At 68.8% G+C, this 16,825-nt stretch carries 24 protein-coding genes and 1 tRNA gene; 13 read left to right on the top strand and 12 right to left on the bottom strand.

Going from position 1 to position 16,825, the window contains the following annotated elements:
* Window positions 1-52 precede the first annotated feature (52 nt).
* Window positions 53-508: a hypothetical protein gene (locus HNR40_RS07560; RefSeq protein ID WP_184959196.1), complete on the top strand. Its 456-nt coding sequence runs from the start codon at window positions 53-55 to the stop codon at window positions 506-508.
* On the opposite strand, the gene HNR40_RS07555 is transcribed toward HNR40_RS07560, so the two are convergent.
* Together HNR40_RS07555 and HNR40_RS07550 are read right to left on the bottom strand one after the other, a co-directional pair.
* Window positions 505-966 carry an NUDIX domain-containing protein gene (locus HNR40_RS07555; protein WP_184959195.1) on the bottom strand — a complete coding sequence of 154 codons (462 nt, stop codon included), beginning with the start codon at window positions 964-966 and terminating at the stop codon, window positions 505-507. The two genes, HNR40_RS07560 and HNR40_RS07555, sit on opposite strands and share 4 nt — an antisense overlap.
* A gap of 16 nt (window positions 967-982) precedes the next feature.
* Window positions 983-1,621, bottom strand: coding sequence for a LysE family translocator (locus HNR40_RS07550; protein WP_312896226.1), 639 nt, complete (start codon window positions 1,619-1,621; stop codon window positions 983-985).
* Between the two features lie 76 nt (window positions 1,622-1,697).
* Here HNR40_RS07550 and ypfJ point away from each other — a divergent pair, with 76 nt between their 5' ends.
* Complete coding sequence (gene ypfJ / locus HNR40_RS07545) at window positions 1,698-2,645, top strand: KPN_02809 family neutral zinc metallopeptidase (protein WP_184959194.1); 948 nt, start codon at window positions 1,698-1,700, stop codon at window positions 2,643-2,645.
* 113 nt (window positions 2,646-2,758) lie between these two features.
* A complete protein-coding gene (locus HNR40_RS07540) occupies window positions 2,759-3,058 on the top strand; it encodes a type II toxin-antitoxin system VapB family antitoxin (RefSeq protein ID WP_184959193.1) in 300 nt (99 codons plus the stop codon).
* 3 nt (window positions 3,059-3,061) lie between these two features.
* Here HNR40_RS07540 and HNR40_RS07535 read toward each other — a convergent pair whose 3' ends face one another.
* From HNR40_RS07535 to HNR40_RS07515, 5 genes are all read right to left on the bottom strand, one after another.
* Complete coding sequence (locus HNR40_RS07535; RefSeq protein ID WP_184959192.1) at window positions 3,062-3,448, bottom strand: hypothetical protein; 387 nt, start codon at window positions 3,446-3,448, stop codon at window positions 3,062-3,064.
* A 119-nt stretch (window positions 3,449-3,567) separates the two neighbouring features.
* Window positions 3,568-3,654, bottom strand: a tRNA-Ser gene (locus tag HNR40_RS07530).
* Window positions 3,655-3,664: 10 nt separating this feature from the next.
* Window positions 3,665-4,102: a tRNA adenosine(34) deaminase TadA gene (gene tadA / locus HNR40_RS07525; RefSeq protein WP_184959191.1), complete on the bottom strand. Its 438-nt coding sequence runs from the start codon at window positions 4,100-4,102 to the stop codon at window positions 3,665-3,667.
* A 14-nt stretch (window positions 4,103-4,116) separates the two neighbouring features.
* Window positions 4,117-4,593: a tRNA adenosine deaminase-associated protein gene (locus HNR40_RS07520; protein ID WP_184959189.1), complete on the bottom strand. Its 477-nt coding sequence runs from the start codon at window positions 4,591-4,593 to the stop codon at window positions 4,117-4,119.
* Window positions 4,594-4,609: 16 nt separating this feature from the next.
* Window positions 4,610-5,119, bottom strand: coding sequence for a tRNA adenosine deaminase-associated protein (locus tag HNR40_RS07515; RefSeq protein ID WP_184959186.1), 510 nt, complete (start codon window positions 5,117-5,119; stop codon window positions 4,610-4,612).
* 154 nt (window positions 5,120-5,273) lie between these two features.
* Here HNR40_RS07515 and upp point away from each other — a divergent pair, with 154 nt between their 5' ends.
* The 6 genes from upp to HNR40_RS07485 all read left to right on the top strand — a co-directional run bounded on the left by upp (window position 5,274) and on the right by HNR40_RS07485 (window position 9,295).
* Window positions 5,274-5,912 (top strand): uracil phosphoribosyltransferase, encoded by a 639-nt coding sequence (gene upp / locus HNR40_RS07510; RefSeq protein WP_184959184.1) that lies wholly within the window; start codon window positions 5,274-5,276, stop codon window positions 5,910-5,912.
* Window positions 5,913-6,023: 111 nt separating this feature from the next.
* Window positions 6,024-6,248, top strand: coding sequence for a hypothetical protein (locus tag HNR40_RS07505; RefSeq protein ID WP_184959181.1), 225 nt, complete (start codon window positions 6,024-6,026; stop codon window positions 6,246-6,248).
* A gap of 97 nt (window positions 6,249-6,345) precedes the next feature.
* Window positions 6,346-6,504: a hypothetical protein gene (locus HNR40_RS07500; RefSeq protein ID WP_165977494.1), complete on the top strand. Its 159-nt coding sequence runs from the start codon at window positions 6,346-6,348 to the stop codon at window positions 6,502-6,504.
* Window positions 6,501-7,031 carry a PH domain-containing protein gene (locus HNR40_RS07495; RefSeq protein ID WP_184959179.1) on the top strand — a complete coding sequence of 177 codons (531 nt, stop codon included), beginning with the start codon at window positions 6,501-6,503 and terminating at the stop codon, window positions 7,029-7,031. Before HNR40_RS07500 ends, HNR40_RS07495 begins: the two co-directional genes overlap by 4 nt.
* A 97-nt stretch (window positions 7,032-7,128) precedes the next feature.
* Entirely contained in the window at window positions 7,129-8,469 is a 1,341-nt protein-coding gene (locus tag HNR40_RS07490; protein WP_184959176.1) for a helix-turn-helix domain-containing protein, read from the top strand.
* Between the two features lie 148 nt (window positions 8,470-8,617).
* On the top strand, window positions 8,618-9,295 hold the full coding sequence (locus HNR40_RS07485; RefSeq protein ID WP_184959174.1) for a FadR/GntR family transcriptional regulator: 678 nt from the start codon (window positions 8,618-8,620) through the stop codon (window positions 9,293-9,295).
* Here the strand turns inward: HNR40_RS07485 and HNR40_RS07480 are convergent, their stop codons facing one another.
* Window positions 9,296-9,580, bottom strand: coding sequence for a hypothetical protein (locus HNR40_RS07480; RefSeq protein ID WP_184959172.1), 285 nt, complete (start codon window positions 9,578-9,580; stop codon window positions 9,296-9,298). It lies immediately after the preceding gene.
* 60 nt (window positions 9,581-9,640) lie between these two features.
* Here HNR40_RS07480 and HNR40_RS07475 point away from each other — a divergent pair, with 60 nt between their 5' ends.
* Complete coding sequence (locus tag HNR40_RS07475; RefSeq protein ID WP_312896225.1) at window positions 9,641-10,075, top strand: MarR family winged helix-turn-helix transcriptional regulator; 435 nt, start codon at window positions 9,641-9,643, stop codon at window positions 10,073-10,075.
* 317 nt (window positions 10,076-10,392) lie between these two features.
* Here HNR40_RS07475 and dnaN read toward each other — a convergent pair whose 3' ends face one another.
* From dnaN to HNR40_RS07460, 3 genes are all read right to left on the bottom strand, one after another.
* A complete protein-coding gene (dnaN, locus tag HNR40_RS07470) occupies window positions 10,393-11,493 on the bottom strand; it encodes a DNA polymerase III subunit beta (protein ID WP_184959168.1) in 1,101 nt (366 codons plus the stop codon).
* Between the two features lie 104 nt (window positions 11,494-11,597).
* A complete protein-coding gene (locus tag HNR40_RS07465) occupies window positions 11,598-12,251 on the bottom strand; it encodes a LuxR C-terminal-related transcriptional regulator (protein WP_184959166.1) in 654 nt (217 codons plus the stop codon).
* Window positions 12,245-13,669: a sensor histidine kinase gene (locus HNR40_RS07460; RefSeq protein WP_246508369.1), complete on the bottom strand. Its 1,425-nt coding sequence runs from the start codon at window positions 13,667-13,669 to the stop codon at window positions 12,245-12,247. The genes HNR40_RS07465 and HNR40_RS07460 overlap by 7 nt, the downstream gene beginning before the upstream one ends.
* 109 nt (window positions 13,670-13,778) lie before the next feature.
* Here HNR40_RS07460 and HNR40_RS07455 point away from each other — a divergent pair, with 109 nt between their 5' ends.
* Together HNR40_RS07455 and HNR40_RS07450 are read left to right on the top strand one after the other, a co-directional pair.
* The gene (locus tag HNR40_RS07455; RefSeq protein ID WP_184959164.1) at window positions 13,779-14,687 is read left to right on the top strand and encodes an ABC transporter ATP-binding protein; all 909 of its coding nucleotides are present in this window, start codon (window positions 13,779-13,781) and stop codon (window positions 14,685-14,687) included.
* Entirely contained in the window at window positions 14,684-15,418 is a 735-nt protein-coding gene (locus HNR40_RS07450) for an ABC transporter permease (protein ID WP_184959162.1), read from the top strand. The genes HNR40_RS07455 and HNR40_RS07450 overlap by 4 nt, the downstream gene beginning before the upstream one ends.
* A 1-nt stretch (window position 15,419) precedes the next feature.
* On the opposite strand, the gene HNR40_RS07445 is transcribed toward HNR40_RS07450, so the two are convergent.
* On the bottom strand, window positions 15,420-16,325 hold the full coding sequence (locus HNR40_RS07445; RefSeq protein WP_184959160.1) for an SMP-30/gluconolactonase/LRE family protein: 906 nt from the start codon (window positions 16,323-16,325) through the stop codon (window positions 15,420-15,422).
* 55 nt (window positions 16,326-16,380) lie between these two features.
* Here HNR40_RS07445 and HNR40_RS07440 point away from each other — a divergent pair, with 55 nt between their 5' ends.
* Window positions 16,381-16,818 carry an Lrp/AsnC family transcriptional regulator gene (locus HNR40_RS07440; protein ID WP_312896224.1) on the top strand — a complete coding sequence of 146 codons (438 nt, stop codon included), beginning with the start codon at window positions 16,381-16,383 and terminating at the stop codon, window positions 16,816-16,818.
* The last annotated feature ends 7 nt before the right edge of the window (window positions 16,819-16,825 follow it).

Below are 16,825 nucleotides of genomic sequence, written 5' to 3'. Positions count from 1 at the left end.
CCTCCCCCGTCCGGGGGAGGGATCGGGCGGCCCGCCTGGCTACGTTCGGGGCATGGCGATGGCGCGCTGGCCGGCGTACACGATGACCGTCTTGTTTCTCGGGTACGGCGCCGGCAAGGCGGTGTTCGCGGCACAGGGGAAGCTGGGGTTCCCCGGTGGGCCGGTGGTGCCCGCCGAGGAGTATGTGAGCTATGCCCGCGATGTGATGAACGTGACCATGGCCCAGTGGTTCGCCGCCGCGAACGGGCTGATCGGCGCCGTGCTCGTCATGGCCACGGTGACCAAGGTGGGGCGCCGGGTGCCGCGGCCGCTGATGCTGGCGGTGCTCGGGGTCGTGTTCCTCGGCGTCGGGGCGGGCATGGTGGTCATGATCGCGGACGGGTTCTTCGGGCTGGGCGTGGGCTGGCGGTGGTACCACGGCGTGCTCGGGATCGTCGTGCTCGGCCTGCTGACCGCGACGGTCTGGTCCTACGCGCGGGCGACCCGGCGCGCAGGCCCGGCCGGCTAGGCGCTCTCCGGCGCCAGGAAGCTCGGGGCGCCGGAGCCGCGCGCTGAGGCCGCGGCGGACAGGCGGGTGAAGGCGTGCGGCCGGAGCAGCTCGGCGGCGGTTTCCATGGGGAAGAAGCCGTAGTCGTCGAGTTCCTCGGCCTGCAGGGTGATCGGGGTTTCCGGGTCGAGGGTGCCGCAGTCGAACATGAAGTGCACCGACGGCAGCGGGCAGGTGTCCAGCGGCATGAGCCACTGGGTCACCAGCAGGCTGCCGGGCGTGGTGACGAGGCCGAGCTCCTCCTCCAGCTCACGGGCACAGGCCTGCGACGGGTGCTCGCCCTCGTCGATCAGGCCTCCGGCGAAGTTCCAGTGGTCGCGGTAGTTGGGCTTGACCAGGAGTACCTGCCCCCGCGGGTCCGTGATGTAGGCCGCGGCGGCGGCGACGAGCTTGTTGACCGACATCCAGAAGTCATCCACGCGATCACCCTAGGCCTCAGGCGACGACCGCCTTGGTGCGGTCGGTGGCCATGTGGACGGCCATGGCGCCGAGGACGCTGCCGGTCACGTACCGCTGGATGCGCACCCAGCGCGGGTGCGTCGCGAGGAACGCCGCCAGCGCACCGGCCGACAGCGCGATCAGCGCGTTGACCAGGGTGCCGATGAAGATCTGCACGGACCCCAGCGCGAGGCTCTGCAGGAGCACGTGTCCCATCGACGGGTCGATGAACTGCGGAAGCAACGAGAGATAAAGGATCGCGATCTTGGGATTGAGCAGGCAGGTGAGCAGGCCCATGGCGAAGAGCCTGCGCGGCCGCTCGACGGGCAGCTCACGGGCCTCGAACGCGGAGACGCCGCCCGGCTTGATGGTGTTCCAGGCCAGCCACAGCAGGTACGCCGCGCCGGCCAGCTTCAACGCCGTATAGGCGGCGGGCACGTAGGCGAACAGAGCGGTCAGTCCCAGGCAGGTCGCCGTCAGATAGACGGTGAAGCCGAGCGCCACGCCCGTAAGAGAGATGAGGCCGGCCCGCCGGCCTTGGGTGATCGACCGCGAGACCAGATAGATCATGTTAGGGCCGGGCGTCAGCACCATGCCCAGCGAAACCAGCGCAATTCCCACCAAACCAGCTGTCACCCCACAAGGGTAACCTGGTGCCAGAAATGGCCGATTACGGAGCGTATTAGAACGGCCACCCGGGAAGTCGTCTCACATGCAGTTCGACGATGACGCGAAGCTCGACCCGTCCGAGATCGAGGACGTCCGAGCGACCGGCCCCAAGCAGGGCGGCGGCGGGGGCATGATGCCCGCCGGATGCGCGTCGCTGCCGATCAGCGGCAAGGGCGGCGGCTGCCTGCTGGTCATCCTGGCGATCGCGGCGCTGTTCGTGTTCAAGATCGTCCCGTCCCCGTTCACCGGCGACCAGCAGCAGCCGCAGGGCGGCGGGCAGGCACCGCCCGCACCGGCCGTCACACCCAGCGGGAACCTGGCCGAGCGCTGCAAGACCGGCGCCGACGCGGACCAGTCGGAGGACTGCCGCATCGTCGGCATCGTCAACAGCATCCAGACGTACTGGAAGCAGGCCTTCGCCGCGCGCGGCGGCAGCGCGTACACACCGGCCAAGACGGTGCTCTTCTCCCGGGCCGTCAACACCGCCTGCGGCGCGGCCGACTCCGCGGTGGGCCCCTTCTACTGCCCCAGCGACCGCAAGGTCTACCTCGACCTCACGTTCTTCAACACCCTCCAGCGCGACTACGGCGCCGAAGGCGGGCCTTTCGCCCAGGCCTACGTCATCGCCCACGAGTACGGTCACCACGTCCAGAACCTCCTGGGCACCATGAACCGGGTCGGCAACAGCCGTCAGGGCGCGAGCAGCGGAGCCGTACGCCTGGAACTGCAGGCCGACTGCTACGCCGGAGTCTGGGCGAACAACGCGGTCAAGACCGGTTTCTACAGCGAGCCGTTCACCCAGGCCGACATCGACCAGGCACTCAGCGCGGCGGCCGCGGTCGGCGACGACAGCATCCAGCGCAAGGTCCAGGGCCGGGTGACGCCCGACGCGTTCACCCACGGCACCTCGCAGCAGCGCGAGAAGTGGTTCACGGTCGGCTACCAGACCGGTGACCCCAAGCGTTGCGACACGTTCACCGGAGCGATCTGAGGGCTTTCCCCGGCGGCCACACCGCCGGTGTTCGCGGCGAATGCGACGCGCGCCGACCTGGGCCGACGGCGGTGGAGAGCGCAAGAAATCGGATTCTCTCCTAAAATCAATGGGTGATCTTTAAGTTGGTCGGCGACGGACGTCCTTATCCCGAACATGGTCTGACGCACCGCGAGTGGGCGCAGATACCACCACGGCAGGTCCGGCTCGACTCGCTGGTCACCACCAAGGCCATGCTCGACCTGCACTCTCTGCTGGCCGCCGACTCGACGTTCTACGGCGACCTGTTCCCGCACGTGGTCCAGTGGCAGGGCGAGCTCTACCTGGAGGACGGCCTGCACCGGGCGCTGCGCGCGGCGCTGCACCAGCGGTCCATCCTGCACGCCAGGGTGCTCGAACTGCCTGCGAGCTGACGCTCAGCGGCGGTAGTACGGCTTCGCCTTGACGCTCGCGTAGCGCTGCCAGAGGCCGCCGTTGTCCTCGAAGTCGTACCAGGCGTCCTCAAGGCGGTCGTCCACGACGTTGCAGGTGCTGGTGCGGGAGTGGCCGCGCCTGATCGGGCCCACGTAGATGGTGCCCTTGCCGACGTACCTGCCGTTGATGTGCAGGCGGCAGGTCCCGCCCACCCAGGCGATGTTGCGACGGCTGTTGTTGGTCACCTTGATGCGGATCGCGCAGGCCGACTCGCACCACCCGAAACTGAGCTTCAGCCGCACCGGCGCGGCGGCCGCCGCCTGGGCCGGTGGAGTGACCAGCGTCCCGGCCAGGGCCAGGCCGGAGACGAGCGCGATCAGACGTTTCACGGAAAACCCCCGGTAAAGAAACAGTCAAGTCAGCCCATTTGATCACACGCCATCGCGGACGGTCATGAGAAACGCGAAGAGCCGCCGGCCCTGTCCGGGTCGGCGGCTCTCGTGCCAGGCGGTGGTGGTGGGATTTGAACCCACGGATGAGTTGCCCCATCACACGCTTTCGAGGCGTGCGCCCTCGGCCACTAGGCGACACCACCGCCGACGAGCTTACCGGATCCGCCGAGTGGCGAAGAACTCCTTAAGTACCGCGGAACACTCATCGGCGAGCACGCCCATGACGACCTCCGGGCGGTGATTGAGCCGGCGGTCCCTGACGACGTCCCACAGCGAGCCGACGGCGCCGCCCTTCGGGTCCACCGCGCCGTACACGATCCGGTCCACCCGGGCCAGCACGGCGGCTCCCGCGCACATCGTGCACGGCTCCAGGGTGACCACGAGGGTGCAGCCGATCAGGCGCCAGGCGCCGCGTGCCGTGGCGGCCTGCCGTACGGCGAGGATCTCGGCGTGGGCGGTGGGGTCGGCGCTCGCCTCGCGGTCGTTGCCCGCGCGGGACAGGACCTCGCCGTCGGCGGAGAGGATCACGGCGCCGACGGGGACCTCGCCGCGCGCTCCGGCCAGCCGGGCCTCCTGGAGCGCCAGGCGCATCGCGGCCGCGTGGGTCAACGCAGGCGGTCCAGCTCGTCGGCGAAGGCCAGGCGCTCGGCGATGACCGACAGGACGTCGGCGGGCAGCACGCCCTCCTCCATGCTGAGCTCCAGGAGTTCCTCGGAGCTGACGCCGAGGTCGCTCAGCAGCTCGAAGTCGCCGGACGGCTTCACGCCGAGTCCGTTGCCCTCCTTGTCGGGCGCGACCCCGGCGAACTCGGCGAACAGCTCGCCGAGTGTGTCGGTCAGGCTGGCGTGCGCGTCGGACAGGAAGACGCGCGGCTCCTCCTCGCCCGTGTAGCGGGCGATGGCGAACCACTCGTCCTCGACCTCGACGCACAGCAGCGCCAGCTCGTCGCCGACCAGGCCCAGACTCTCCTGAACGGCGTCGCCGAGATCGTCGACGAACTCGGCCGCGCTGAGGTCGACCTCGGCACCGCTCCAGCCGTTCTCAGTCCTGACGAAAGCCGCAGAGAAGGTGTTAGAGGCCATCCCGAACTCCCGTGAGTCAGCCGAAGACCGATTCGATGGCGCGCTCGAACGGCTCGGAGAATCCGAGTCGCCCGGCGATGCTGGACAGGACGTCCTCGGGCAGCAGGTCGATGTCGCCGGACAGGATGCCCAGCTCCATCTCGTCGAGTCCGAGGTCGGCGAAGATCGACAGGTCGCCCGCGGGCAGCACCGTGTCCTCGTCCTGGAGGATCTCGTCGAGCTCATCCTCGTCGGGGATCGGGACGTCGATGTATTCGAGGACCTGCTGGGCGAGCGGGAAATCCCAGGAGGCGGCGATGTCGGACAGGAAGACCTCGACCCGCTCTCCGAGAACGCGCAACGCCACGAAGAACTCATCCCCAACGGCGACCAGGCCAATCGTGCCGCTCTCGCTCGGCTGCTGGCGGAGCGCGTGGATCAGGCCGTGCAGGTCGGAGGTGAGCCCGATTGGAAGTAGTTCGGCGTCCCAGCAGCCGTCTTCGCGATAGATCACGACGGCAAAATCAAGGGCGTCTTCGTCTGCCATCGTCCATCCACCCGATCCCTGACCTGACGGCCACTAGTAGGGCACCCAATCGTTCCAGACGTGCCTACCCGCTGTGGGTGGCTCCGACCAAATTGTGATCAAAACCAGTTCCGCGACGTGCCGGTACGTTCCACACAAGATAGCGTTGTCCCTTATGGAAACCCTCGTCGTCGATCATCCATTGGTGGCGCACAAGCTCACCGCGCTGCGGGATGTCCGCACCGACTCGCCGACGTTCCGCAGGCTCGCGGACGAACTGGTGACTCTGCTGGCGTACGAGGCCACCCGTGACGTCCGGGTCAACGACGTCACGGTCCAGACGCCCGTCGCCGAGGCCCATGGTGTACGGCTGGCGCGGCCGTACCCGCTGGTGGTCCCGATCCTGCGGGCCGGGCTCGGCATGCTGGAGGGCATGACGCGGCTGCTGCCCACGGCGGAGGTCGGTTTCCTCGGCATGATCCGCAACGAGTCGACGCTCCAGGCGGAGACCTACGCCACCCGGCTGCCCGACGACCTGTCGGGACGGCAGTGCTACGTCGTGGACCCGATGCTGGCCACCGGCGGCACGCTGGCGGCGGCGATCCAGTTCCTGTTCGACCGGGGCGCGGTCGACGTGACGGCGCTCTGCCTCCTGGCGGCGCCGGAGGGCCTGGCGCACATGGACAAGGTGTTCGCCAATTCCGGCAAGCCCATCCGCGTGGTTACGGCCGCCCTTGACGAGCGTCTGAACGAGAACGGCTACATCGTGCCCGGCCTCGGGGACGCCGGCGACCGTCTCTACGGCGTGGTCTGAGAACCTCTTTCCCTCTCCATGGACCTGCTCTTCGTTACATACTGTGTTTGTGTGGGTACGAAGAGTAAGGAAGCCGTCCCATTTTCCGGGATGCGGGCGTGAGGGAGCACGATGAGCGATCGCACCGAAGCCGATCCGAGTCCGTACGCGGACGTCGAGACGGCGCTGCGCGACGAGTTCGCCGGCGTCCACTCCGCGACCACGGTCACACGCTGCGTCGAAGCCGCTCATTACGGTGCGCTCGAGGTGACCGGCTACGCCCATGCGGGCCTTGTCGAGCGGATCGCGCGTAAGCACCTTCACGTCCTCGCGCTCGTGGCCAGCGAGCGCGGCTAAGAAGATCACAACTATCCGGCGCAGTTGCGCTTTACCCCGGCTAGGTAGTGGGTAACGTATACGGCGGGTGTAGTGGGTAAGTGGTACGGAGGCGACAGTGCAGGTCAAAAAAGTCCTCACCTACGGTGGTATCGCATTCGTTGCGTACTACCTGTTCGCGCGACCAGCGGACGCCGCTGACGCGGTCAGAGGGGCGTTCGACACGGTCTTCAACGCGGCCGACTCGCTGGCTCAATTTGTGAACAGCCTCGCATGAGACTTGTGACCCACGGGGACTCTGCTCCGTCGTCGGTCAACCGCTACCTACTCCCCCACGAACACCAGGTCATCATGGTGCGGCGTCACCCAGCCGTGCTGCTCCGTCCGGTCGCCGAGGTCTTCGGCGGCCTGATCATCGCCGGGCTGCTGAGCAAGTTCTTCGGCGACAAGGGGGGCGGCACGGCCCTCGTCGTCGTCTGGTGGCTCTGGCTGCTGCTCTTGATCCGTTTTGTATGGAAAGTCGCGGAGTGGTCGGTTGACTACTTTGTGGTGACCTCGAAGCGGATGCTGCTGACCACGGGTCTGATCACCCGTAAGGTCGCGATGATGCCGCTGCAGAAGGTCACGGACATGAGCTTCCAGCGGTCGCTGCTCGGGCGCATGCTCGGTTACGGGGAGTTCATCCTCGAGTCGGCGGGCCAGGACCAGGCCCTGTCCAACGTGGAGTACATTCCCTACCCCGAGACCCTGTATCTGGAGGTCTGCCAGATGCTTTTCCCCAGCAAGGACGACGGCGACGATTAATCTCCACGTAGGGAATTCTTCAGGCGGGGATACCCGATTCGGCTACTTCATGCAATCATTTGCGTGTTGTTGACCCTTCCCCGCCTTGAGAGATGAGATGCCGAGTCAGGGAACCATCGGTGACCGCGTCCGAGGACTGCGGCTGAACAGGCGGATGTCCCAAGCCCAGCTGGCCGGGCCCGACCTGTCGGACAGTTACGTCTCACTCATCGAGTCAGGCAAGCGCACGCCGACTCCTGTCGTAGCCCGCCTCCTCGCCGAACGGCTGGGCTGCACCACCGAATTCCTTCTGCACGGCATCGAGCCACGGCAGCGCATCGACACCGAGCTCGGGCTGAGACACGCCGAGCTGGAGCTGCAGCACGGCGACGCGGCCACGGCAGCCGAGCGCTTCACCGAGATCGTGAAGGCCGCGGACGAGGAAAACGCGATGCTCACCGCGCAGGCCCGCTTCGGCCGTGCGCGCGCACTCGAAGCACAGGGCCGCCTCGGGCAGGCCGTCGAGGCGTTCGAACGGCTGCGCCGCGAGGCCGCCGCCCACCCCGAGCGCCTGGCCGACCTGCCGCTGACCGTCGCGCTGAGCCGCTGCTACCAGCGGGCCGGCGACCGGCTCAGGGCACGCGACCTGGCCGCGAACGCGCTCGCACAGGCGTCCAGGCTGGCGATCATGCAGGGTGAGCTCGCGGTGGACCTCGCCGCGGCGCTGATCGAGACGCAGGGGGAGGGCGACTCGGCGGCGATCACCTTCGTCAAGCAGGTTCTGGACGTAAGTGGCGTACCGCGCGTTGTGGACCGTTCCGGAGAGATCCACGCACTGTGGCAGGCGAGCATCGCCGCGGCCGCGGGCGAGGACTCCGCTCTGGCGGTCCGCCTGGCCGACGATGCCATCATGGCCGGTCGCACCGGCCGGATCGGGCGCCAGCTCGCCGTCACCGCCATGCGGTGGGCGAAGCTGGAAACGTCTTCGATCGACGAGGCCGAGGTACTCGCCGCCGCCGCGACGACCGTCTTCGCCGGGCTGCCCGGCACGGCCGCCGAGCACGGCGAGAGCCTGGTCGCCCACGCTCAGGTACGCCTGCGCGCCGGCGAGCCCACCAAGGCGGGCGAGCTGGCCGGAGCCGCGATCGACCTGCTCGCGAGCTCACCGATCAAGGCCGAGGCGCACCTGGTGATCGCCAAGGTCTCGATGGGGCTGGGCGCCGACGCCTCCGCGCACCTGGACGCCGCCCGCGACGTGCTCGCCGGGCTCGGCCGTCCGATGTACGGCTCCGACCGGCAGGCCGCGCGTTCCTGGCGTGAGCTCGGTGATCTCTACGGCGAGGCGAACGCGCCCGACCGGCAGACGGCGGCCTACCGCAGGGCGCTCGAAGCGGCAGGCGTACGCTCGTTCATGGCGGGGGTTACAACCGACGCCCAGATCAAGCACGGCAGCAGTTAGCCGACTCCGCTGACCAGGGCCTATCGGTGGAGGCCCTGGTGATGGCACCTGCCCGGCAGGCTTAGACTTGCGCCTCTCAGGCAGGAATAATTAGGGTCTACCAGTCATTGACTCATAGGATGATTGGTTTCCCCGGAGGAGGCAGACTGTGAGTCTGCGTACGGCACAGCGGGCATCGCTCGTGGACCAGGTGATCGATCAGCTCAAGGAGCAGATCACGTCAGGGTCGTGGCCGTTGAACGGCAAGATCCCGACCGAGACCGTTCTGGCCGAGCAGCTCGGGGTCGGTCGCAACACGGTCAGGGAAGCCGTACGCGCGCTCACTCACGCCGGCCTGCTCGACTGCCGCCAGGGCGACGGCACGTACGTACGGGCCACCAGCGAGCTGTCCGGGGCCATGCTGCGCCGGCTGCGTCAGGCGGAACAGCTGGAGATCCTCGAAGTGCGCCGCGCGCTGGAGGTCGAGTCGGCCCGCCTGGCCGCCACCCGCCGCACCGACGCCGACATCCTCAACATCGAGAGCCGTCTGGCCGAGCGCGACCGCGCCTGGGAGGCCGACGACCCCGACGCGTTCGTGGAGGCCGACCTGGCCTTCCACATGGCCGTCGCGCATGCCACGCACAACCTGGTGCTCATCGACCTCTACGAGGACTTCTCGGCCGCGCTGCGGGCCAGCATCACCGCCGCGGGCACCTCGCTCAACAAGAGCTACATCCCGCACGACGCGATCGCCCGCGCCATCGCCGCCGGCGACGCCGCCGCGGCGGAGCGGGCCGGGCACGCGTGCATGGAGCACATCCTCATCGCCCTCACCGACGAGAGCTGATCAGTCCTCACGAGTGCCCTCCTCGGCCACCACCAGGGCGTCGATCGCGGCGAAGAAGGCCGCGATCCCCGGCAGGTTGGCGCCCTTCTCCCGTGAGGCGGCGAAGTCCGCGGGCGAGCGCCATTCGACGACGTCCAGCCATTCGTCGCCGGGCAGGCGCACCAGGCGGGCGTTCAGGAACCCCGCGCGGTCCTTCGCGAAGTCGGCCAGCATGGCGGGACGCGCGGCCAGGAGCTCGTCGGTCCTCGCCGCCTTGAAACGGGTGAGTTCCACGGTTGTCGTCATGCGGCTAAAGTATAGTAAGGATTTTTGATAGTCAAGATTAGTGACTATATGGAGGTCGCCGTGCGGCGCAGCGAGCGCAAGAAGATCGACCCCGACCTGGGGATCCTCGCCAGCCGGACGTTGTTCGCCTTCCAGCGGGAGCTGTTCTCCACCATCGCCAACCAGGGCCACAGCCGCATCCGGCCCCGGCACGGCGCCATCCTCGCCTACCTGGACCCCGAAGGCAGCCGCGCCACCGACCTTTCAGCCCAGTCGGGGCAGCACAAACAGGTCATCGGCACGCTGGTGGACGAGTTGGTGGAGCTGGGATACGTGGAACGCCGTCCCGACCCGAAGGACCGGCGGGCCAAGCTGATCGTGCCCACGGAACTCGGCCTGGACCAGATGGTGAAGGCTGACGCCCTGGCAGAACAGATAGAACGCCGCCACGCGGCCAAGGTGGGAGCCGCCGAATGGGCAACCTTCAAACGCGTCTTCCAATCCCTCACCACCTGACGCCAGACCGCCGGATTCGCACGGTCATCTGAACCGCCACGCCGCAGGCTGGTCGGAGGCTGGTCGGAGGCTGGTCGGAGGCGCGAAACCCAGAGGTCAAGGGCTCGTGGGCAGCCGGAAGCATGAGAGCTCGGGCTCAGGGTGCTCCGTGGCCCTGGGATTGGGGGCTCGGGATCGTGGTTATCGATGGGCCGTTGCGGTGGGGCATGTGTCCGACGTGAGAAGCGATCCCCCCGATCTGCGCCAGGGCACGGCGGCGGGTGGTGTGGGGGCGGCTTCGCCGTAACGGATAGAGAGCCGCAACGGAAAAAGAGACGTCACCCCTGGCGCAGGGACATCACGAGGTAGCGGAAGTCGGGGGCCGCGTCGCCGGGAACGTCTTGGATGAGGGCCGGGCGCGTGGAGGATTCCATGTTGATACGGGCCAGCTCCGTCTCCACCCCGGTCAGGCCGTCGAGCAGGAAGTGCGACTGGAACGCCATCTGGATCTCGTCGCCGCCGTGCAGTTCGCATTCGACGATCTCGGTGCCGCGGCCGATGTCGCCGCCGCCCGCCTGGATCAGCACCTGGTTCTTGCTGAACGTCAGCCTGATCGCCGTGTTGCGCTCCGCCACCAGCGCCACGCGCTTGATCGCCTCCACGAACGGCGTCACCCGGACGTCGGCGCGGATGGACCAGTCGGCGGTCAGGCGGGTGCGGTAGTCGATGAACTGCTCGTCGAGCAGCCGGACCGTCGTGCTGCGGCCCACGCTCTCGAAGCCCGCCACGCCGTCGCCCATCGCGATCAGCACCTCGCCGCCGCGCAGCGACTTGGCCACCTCGACCAGCACCTTCGCGGGCACCATGGCGGAGACCGCCACGTCGGGCCGGGCCGGGCGCCAGGTGAAGTCACGGGCGGCGATGCGGTAGCGGTCGGTCGCTGCCATCGCGACGTTCTCGCCCTCGATGTCGACGCGGATGCCGGTCAGCATGGGCAGCGTGTCGTCGCGGCTGGAGGCGGGCGCCACCTGCGTCACCGCGCTGGCGAACACGCCCCCGCCGATGGCGCCGATGCCCGGCGGCATCGTGGGCAGGGTCGGGAAGTCGTCGACGGGCATCGTGATCAGGCCGAACTCGGCGCTGCCGCAGGTCAGGATGGCTTCGGCGCCCTCCGTCACGATCTGGACGTCCTCGGCGGGCAGGCTGCGGCTGATCTCTGCCAGGAGGCGGCCGGGGATGAGCACCTTGCCGGGCTCGGCCACGTCGGCCTCGACCCTGGCCTGGGCGGAGACGTCGTAGTCGAACGCCGCCAGGCTCAGCTCGTCGCTCGCCTCGATCAGCAGCCCGGACAGCACGGGCACGACAGGCCGGCTGGGCAACACCCTGGCCGCCCACGCCACCGCGTCTGCCAGCACATCACGGCTAACCCGGAATTTCACCTGATCTACCCTTTCGTGTCACCTGCCTTCTATGAAGGTATCCGGTGCCACCGACAAAGCATCCCTTCACCGGCTGTTGAGACCGTCACCGGCTGTTGAGACCGTCACCGGCTGTTGAGATAGGTGAGGACGGCCAGCACCCGGCGGTTGTCGTCGTCCGACGGCGCCAGGTCGAGCTTGGCGAAGATGTTGGCCGTGTGCTTGGCCACCGCGCTCTCGCTCAGGTAGAGCCGCTGCGCGATCGCCGCGTTGGAACGTCCCTCGGCCATGACCTCCAGGACCTCGCGTTCGCGCGGGGTGAGGGCGGCCAGGGGTTCGTTGCGGGCGTTGCTGGCCAGCAGCTTGGAGATGACCTCGGGGTCCATGGCGGTGCCGCCGGCCGCCACCCGGCGTACCGCGTCGACGAACTGGTCGGCGTTGAAGACGCGGTCCTTCAGCAGGTAGCCGATGCCGCCGGTGCCGTCGGCCAGGAGTTCGCGGGCGTAGAGCTGCTCCACGTGCTGGGACAGCACCAGGATCGGCAGGCCCGGGATCTTCCTGCGCGCCTCCAGGGAGGCCTTGAGCCCCTCGTCGGTGAGGGTGGGCGGCAGCCGTACGTCCACGACGGAGACGTCGGGGCGCAGCTCGATCAGGGCCTTCAGCAGCTCGGGACCGGTCTCCACCGCGCCCACGACGGTGAAGTCGTGCGCCTGCAGGAGGCGGACGAGACCATCGCGGAGCAGGTACAGGTCTTCTGCTATGAGAACGCGGTTCAGCATCGGTTGAATGATAGGCGGGGCGGGGCCCACTGGCTCTTCTGGGAATGGGTCGCGGGGATCAGGACGGCCGCCGCGTACATGGTGCCGCCGACCAGCATCATCAGCGCGATGACCGGCCACTGCCACGGCTCCGGCAGGTAGAGGGCGAGGAACCAGGCCTTCTCGTCGATGGAGAAGACCTTGAAGATGGCGGCCACCATGCCCTGCGGGAAGAACGGGCACCAGGCGGTCAGCCACAGGAAGACGACCACGCAGGTCTTCCACAGCGGCATCTTGGGCACCGCGCCGGACGACCCCTTCTCGGGCAGCGACCGCGGCAGCTCCATCGTGACCGTGGTGGGGCCGCCGGGCGGGCTGTGCAGGGCGAGGACGCCGTCGAAGGCGGCCAGCCGGCGTTCGATCCCGGCCAGGCCGCTGCCCTTGGCGGGGTCGGCGCCGCCCAGGCCGTCGTCCTCGACGGTGATGCGCAGGTCGCCGTCGTGCTGGCTGATGTCGACGCGGGCGCGCTCGGCCCGACCGTGGCGGGCGGCGTTCGACAGCAGCTCGCTGACGGCGAAGTACGCGGCCGCCTCCACCGGCGCCTCAGGACGGTGCGGCAGGTCCACGTCGACCTCGACCCGCAGCGGGCTGTCCATCGCCATCGCCCGTACGGCGTCGCCGATCCCCCGCTCGGCCAGCACGGGCGGATGGATGCCGCGCACCACGCGGCGCAGCTCGGTCAGCGTGTCGGCCGAGGCGTCGCGGGCCTTGGCCAGCAGGGCCTTGGCGGCCTTCGGGTCCTTCTCGATGAGCTCCTCGACGGCGCCGATCGTCATGCCGAGCGCCACCAGCCTGGCCTGGGTGCCGTCGTGCAGGTCCCGCTCGATCCTGCGCATCTCGGCGGCCTGGGTGTCGTTGGCCAGATTGCGCACCCTGTCCAGGTGACGTACGCGCCCCGCCAGCAGGCTCGCCGCGGTGGGCGCCAGCAGGGCGCGCGCCCACAGGGCGTACAACCTGACCCCCACGCGCGGCAGGAGGATGAGCAGCGGCGCGAGCGTGATCTTGACCATCGGGTCCCACAGCAGCCACAGCGAGTCCCGCCAGGAGGCCGTGTCGCTGATCAGCCACTTCCAGCGGTTGCTCCACTCGGGCACCCGCGGCGTCTTGTAGAGCGTGCGGTCGTGGCGGTACCAGCCGTCCGGCTGCGGCTGCACCGGCGGCGGCTTCGGCAGGTACGGCGGGGCGATCTCGACCCCGGCCCACTCCCGGGCCCAGCGCCGGGTCAGCTCGGCCGCCCACCGGACCATCATGACCTGCGGCGGATACAGGAACACCATGCCGAACGCGAAGGCCAGCGTGAGCATCGGCAACGCGACCAGCAGGATGCCGACCTCGACGAACGCCATGGCGAGCAGCAGCATCGCGCGACCGAATCTCATGCCCTTCAGTGTGCAGGAACCCGGCGAATCAGACACTGCATCTAAGTACACCCTTGCCTGGGAGCTAGCGCGATTCCCCCGCGTAACAGGTGTTTCTAGCGTCTGAGGCATGGACCTGATCGAAGTCACCAACCTCCGCAAGAGCTACAAAGACCATGTGGCCGTCGAGGACGTCTCGTTCTCCGTCGAGGAGGGCGAGATCTTCGGCATCCTCGGGCCCAACGGAGCCGGCAAGACCACCACCGTCGAGTGCGTCTCCGGCCTGCGCCGCCGCGACGGCGGCCAGATCAGCGTGGCCGGCGTCGACCCCGGCCGCGACCGGGACCGGCTGCGCCGCATCCTCGGCGCCCAGCTCCAGAGCTCCCAGCTGCCCGACCGCATCAAGGTCTGGGAGGCCATGGACCTGTACGCCTCCTTCTACCCCGATCCCGCCGACTGGCCTGAACTCCTCGACCTGGTCGGCCTGACCGCCAAGCGGAACGCCATGTTCGCCAAGCTCTCCGGCGGCCAGCGGCAACGGCTCTCGGTGGCGCTGGCGCTGGTCGGGCGGCCGCGCGTGGCCGTACTGGACGAGCTGACCACCGGACTCGACCCGCAGGCGCGGCGCGACGTGTGGGAGCTCGTGGAGCGCATCCGCGCCGACGGCGTGACGGTCCTGCTGGTCACCCACTTCATGGAGGAGGCCGAACGGCTCTGCGACCGCGTCGCCCTCATCGACGGAGGCCGGGTGGCCGCCGTCGACACCCCCGCCGGGCTGGTCGCGGCCGTGGACGACGAGCAGGAGGTCAGTTTCCGGCCCTCCTCCCCCGTCGACGAGGCGATCCTGCTCGCCCTGCCCGAGGTGCGCGCGGTCGAGCGCAGCGGCGCCCGGCTCGTCGTCAGGGGCTCCGGCAATCTCGCGCCCGCCGTCACGCTGGCGCTGGCCGAACACCAGATCGTCCCCACCGACCTGCGCATCGAGCAGGCCAACCTGGACGACGCCTTCCTCGCCATCACCGGAAAGAAGCTCATCCCATGATGAAGATCCTCGCCGTCGAGACCAAGCTCCAGCTGCGCGAATGGCCGGGCATCGCGTTCACCGCCGGGCTGCCGCTGGCGTTGCTGCTCGTGCTGGGCAGCATGCCGGGCTTCTCCGAGATCAAGCCCGAGCTGGGCGGCCAGTCGCTCAACGACACCCAGATGCCGGCCATGATGACCATGCTCGCGCTGCTCACGCTGGCCTTCACCGTGCTGCCCACGACCCTGACCGCCTACCGCGAGCGCGGCGTGCTGCGCAGGATGTCGACCACGCCCGTACACCCGGCCCGCGTGCTGGCCGCCCAGCTCGTCATCAACCTCGCGATCGCCGCCCTGTCCACGCTGCTGCTCATCGTCTGCGCCCGTCTCGTGCTCGGCACCGTCCCGCCGCGCGCCCCCGTCGCCTTCGCCCTCGTCTATCTCCTCGGTACGGCGGCGCTCCTGGCCATGGGCCTGGTGGTGGCGGCGATCCTGACCAACAGCAAGGTCGCGGCACCGGTCGGATCGGTGATCATGTTCCCGCTGATGTTCGTCGCCGGCATGTGGATCCCGCGCGAGCTCATGTCCCCGGTCCTGCGCACGATCGGCGACTTCTCCGTGGCCGGGCCGTTCGCCCAGGCCCTGCGCGACACCTGGGCGGGCAACGCGCCCCAGCTGCCGCACCTGGCCGTCATGGCCGGTGGGCTGCTGGTGTTCGGCGGGCTGGCCGTACGGCTGTTCCGGTGGGAGTAGGTCAGCCCCAGACCGGGCGGGCGCCGCGTACGCCGGACAGGATCGAGTAGAGCGACGAGGTGGCGGTGATGAACAGGCGGTTGCGCTTGGGGCCGCCGAAGACCAGGTTCGCCACCTGCTCGGGGAACTTCAGGCGGCCCAGCAGGGTGCCGTCGGGGTCGTAGCAGTTGACCGCCTTGCCGCAGGCCGCCCAGACCCGGCCGGTGTCGTCCAGGCGCAGGCCGTCGAAGCTGCCGTGCTCGGTGTCGGCGAAGACCTTCCCGCCGGTCAGCCGGCCGTCCTCGTGCACGTCGAACAGGCGGATGTGGTTGGCCTGGGTGTCGGCGACGTACAGCTGCTTCTCGTCGGTGGAGAACGCCAGGCCGTTGGGACGCTCGAAGTCGCCGGCCACGACGCGTACCTCGGCCGTGCTCGGGTCCACGCGGTAGACGTGACAGCCGTCGATCTCCTGCTCGGCCCGATGGCCCTCGTAGTCGCTGATGATGCCGTACGGCGGGTCGGTGAACCAGATCGAGCCGTCGGAGCGCACGACCACGTCGTTGGGGCTGTTGAGCCGCTTGCCCTTCCACCGGTCGGCGATCACGGTGACGCGACCGTCGGCCTCGGTCCGGGTGACCCGGCGGGTGCCCTGCTCGCAGGAGATCAGCCGCCCGACCCGGTCGAGGGTGTTGCCGTTGACGTAGTCGGCCGGCTGGCGGAAGGGGCCGACGTGGCCGGTCATCTCGTCCCAGCGCAGCAGGCGGTCGTTGGGGATGTCGCTCCAGACCAGGAAACGTCCGGCCGGGAAGTACACCGGGCCCTCGGCCCAGCGGGTACCGGTGTGAAGCACCTCCGTCCACAGGTCCCCGCGGATCTCGGCGGCGCGCGGGTCGAACGGCTCGAACTCGGTGGGAATCACGGTCGTCATAGCAGAAGCAAACCTCATCCGGCAACGGAAGGCCATGGCCGACTACCATCCTGTTGTGGACAACATTGACAGGATGCTGGTCGGTCAGCTCCAAGAGGACGCCACGCGTTCGTACGCCGCGCTCGGCAAGGCAGTAGGACTGTCCAGCGGCGCCGCCCACGAACGGGTCCGCAAACTGCGCGAACGCGGCGTCATCCGGCGCACCACCGTCGACGTGGACCCGGTCGCCACCGGACGGGGCGTGCTCGCGTACGTCCTGGTGGACGGCAGCGTGTGGATGGGCGGCACGACCGAGCCGCTCAAGGCCATCGACGGCGTCGAGGAGGCCCACATCATCGCCGGTCCCGCCTCCGTCCTGGTCAAGGTCCGTACGGCCGGCACCGAGCAACTCCAGGAGGTGCTGCGCGAGATCTTCGACATCGACGGCGTCACCGGCACCCAGACCATCGTCGTGCTGGAGACCCTCTTCGATCGCCCGACGCAGGTGACATAGGCTGCGC

This window comes from Nonomuraea endophytica, from assembly GCF_014203235.1.
Taxonomy (GTDB): Bacteria; Actinomycetota; Actinomycetes; order Streptosporangiales; family Streptosporangiaceae; genus Nonomuraea; species Nonomuraea endophytica.
This window is presented reverse-complemented; position numbering and strand designations above follow the sequence as displayed.

Coding starts and splice junctions, on each gene's coding strand:
- HNR40_RS07460 (WP_246508369.1), bottom strand. CDS start 13,669: ATGAGATTCGGTCGCGCGATGCTGCTGCTCGCCATGGCGTTCGTCGAG.
- tadA (WP_184959191.1), bottom strand. CDS start 4,102: ATGCGCCTGGCGCTCCAGGAGGCCCGGCTGGCCGGAGCGCGCGGCGAG.
- HNR40_RS07465 (WP_184959166.1), bottom strand. CDS start 12,251: ATGCTGAACCGCGTTCTCATAGCAGAAGACCTGTACCTGCTCCGCGAT.
- HNR40_RS07505 (WP_184959181.1), top strand. CDS start 6,024: ATGAGCGATCGCACCGAAGCCGATCCGAGTCCGTACGCGGACGTCGAG.
- HNR40_RS07450 (WP_184959162.1), top strand. CDS start 14,684: ATGATGAAGATCCTCGCCGTCGAGACCAAGCTCCAGCTGCGCGAATGG.
- upp (WP_184959184.1), top strand. CDS start 5,274: ATGGAAACCCTCGTCGTCGATCATCCATTGGTGGCGCACAAGCTCACC.
- HNR40_RS07455 (WP_184959164.1), top strand. CDS start 13,779: ATGGACCTGATCGAAGTCACCAACCTCCGCAAGAGCTACAAAGACCAT.
- HNR40_RS07495 (WP_184959179.1), top strand. CDS start 6,501: ATGAGACTTGTGACCCACGGGGACTCTGCTCCGTCGTCGGTCAACCGC.
- HNR40_RS07520 (WP_184959189.1), bottom strand. CDS start 4,593: ATGGCCTCTAACACCTTCTCTGCGGCTTTCGTCAGGACTGAGAACGGC.
- HNR40_RS07480 (WP_184959172.1), bottom strand. CDS start 9,580: ATGACGACAACCGTGGAACTCACCCGTTTCAAGGCGGCGAGGACCGAC.
- HNR40_RS07515 (WP_184959186.1), bottom strand. CDS start 5,119: ATGGCAGACGAAGACGCCCTTGATTTTGCCGTCGTGATCTATCGCGAA.
- ypfJ (WP_184959194.1), top strand. CDS start 1,698: ATGCAGTTCGACGATGACGCGAAGCTCGACCCGTCCGAGATCGAGGAC.
- HNR40_RS07560 (WP_184959196.1), top strand. CDS start 53: ATGGCGATGGCGCGCTGGCCGGCGTACACGATGACCGTCTTGTTTCTC.
- HNR40_RS07490 (WP_184959176.1), top strand. CDS start 7,129: ATGCCGAGTCAGGGAACCATCGGTGACCGCGTCCGAGGACTGCGGCTG.
- HNR40_RS07445 (WP_184959160.1), bottom strand. CDS start 16,325: ATGACGACCGTGATTCCCACCGAGTTCGAGCCGTTCGACCCGCGCGCC.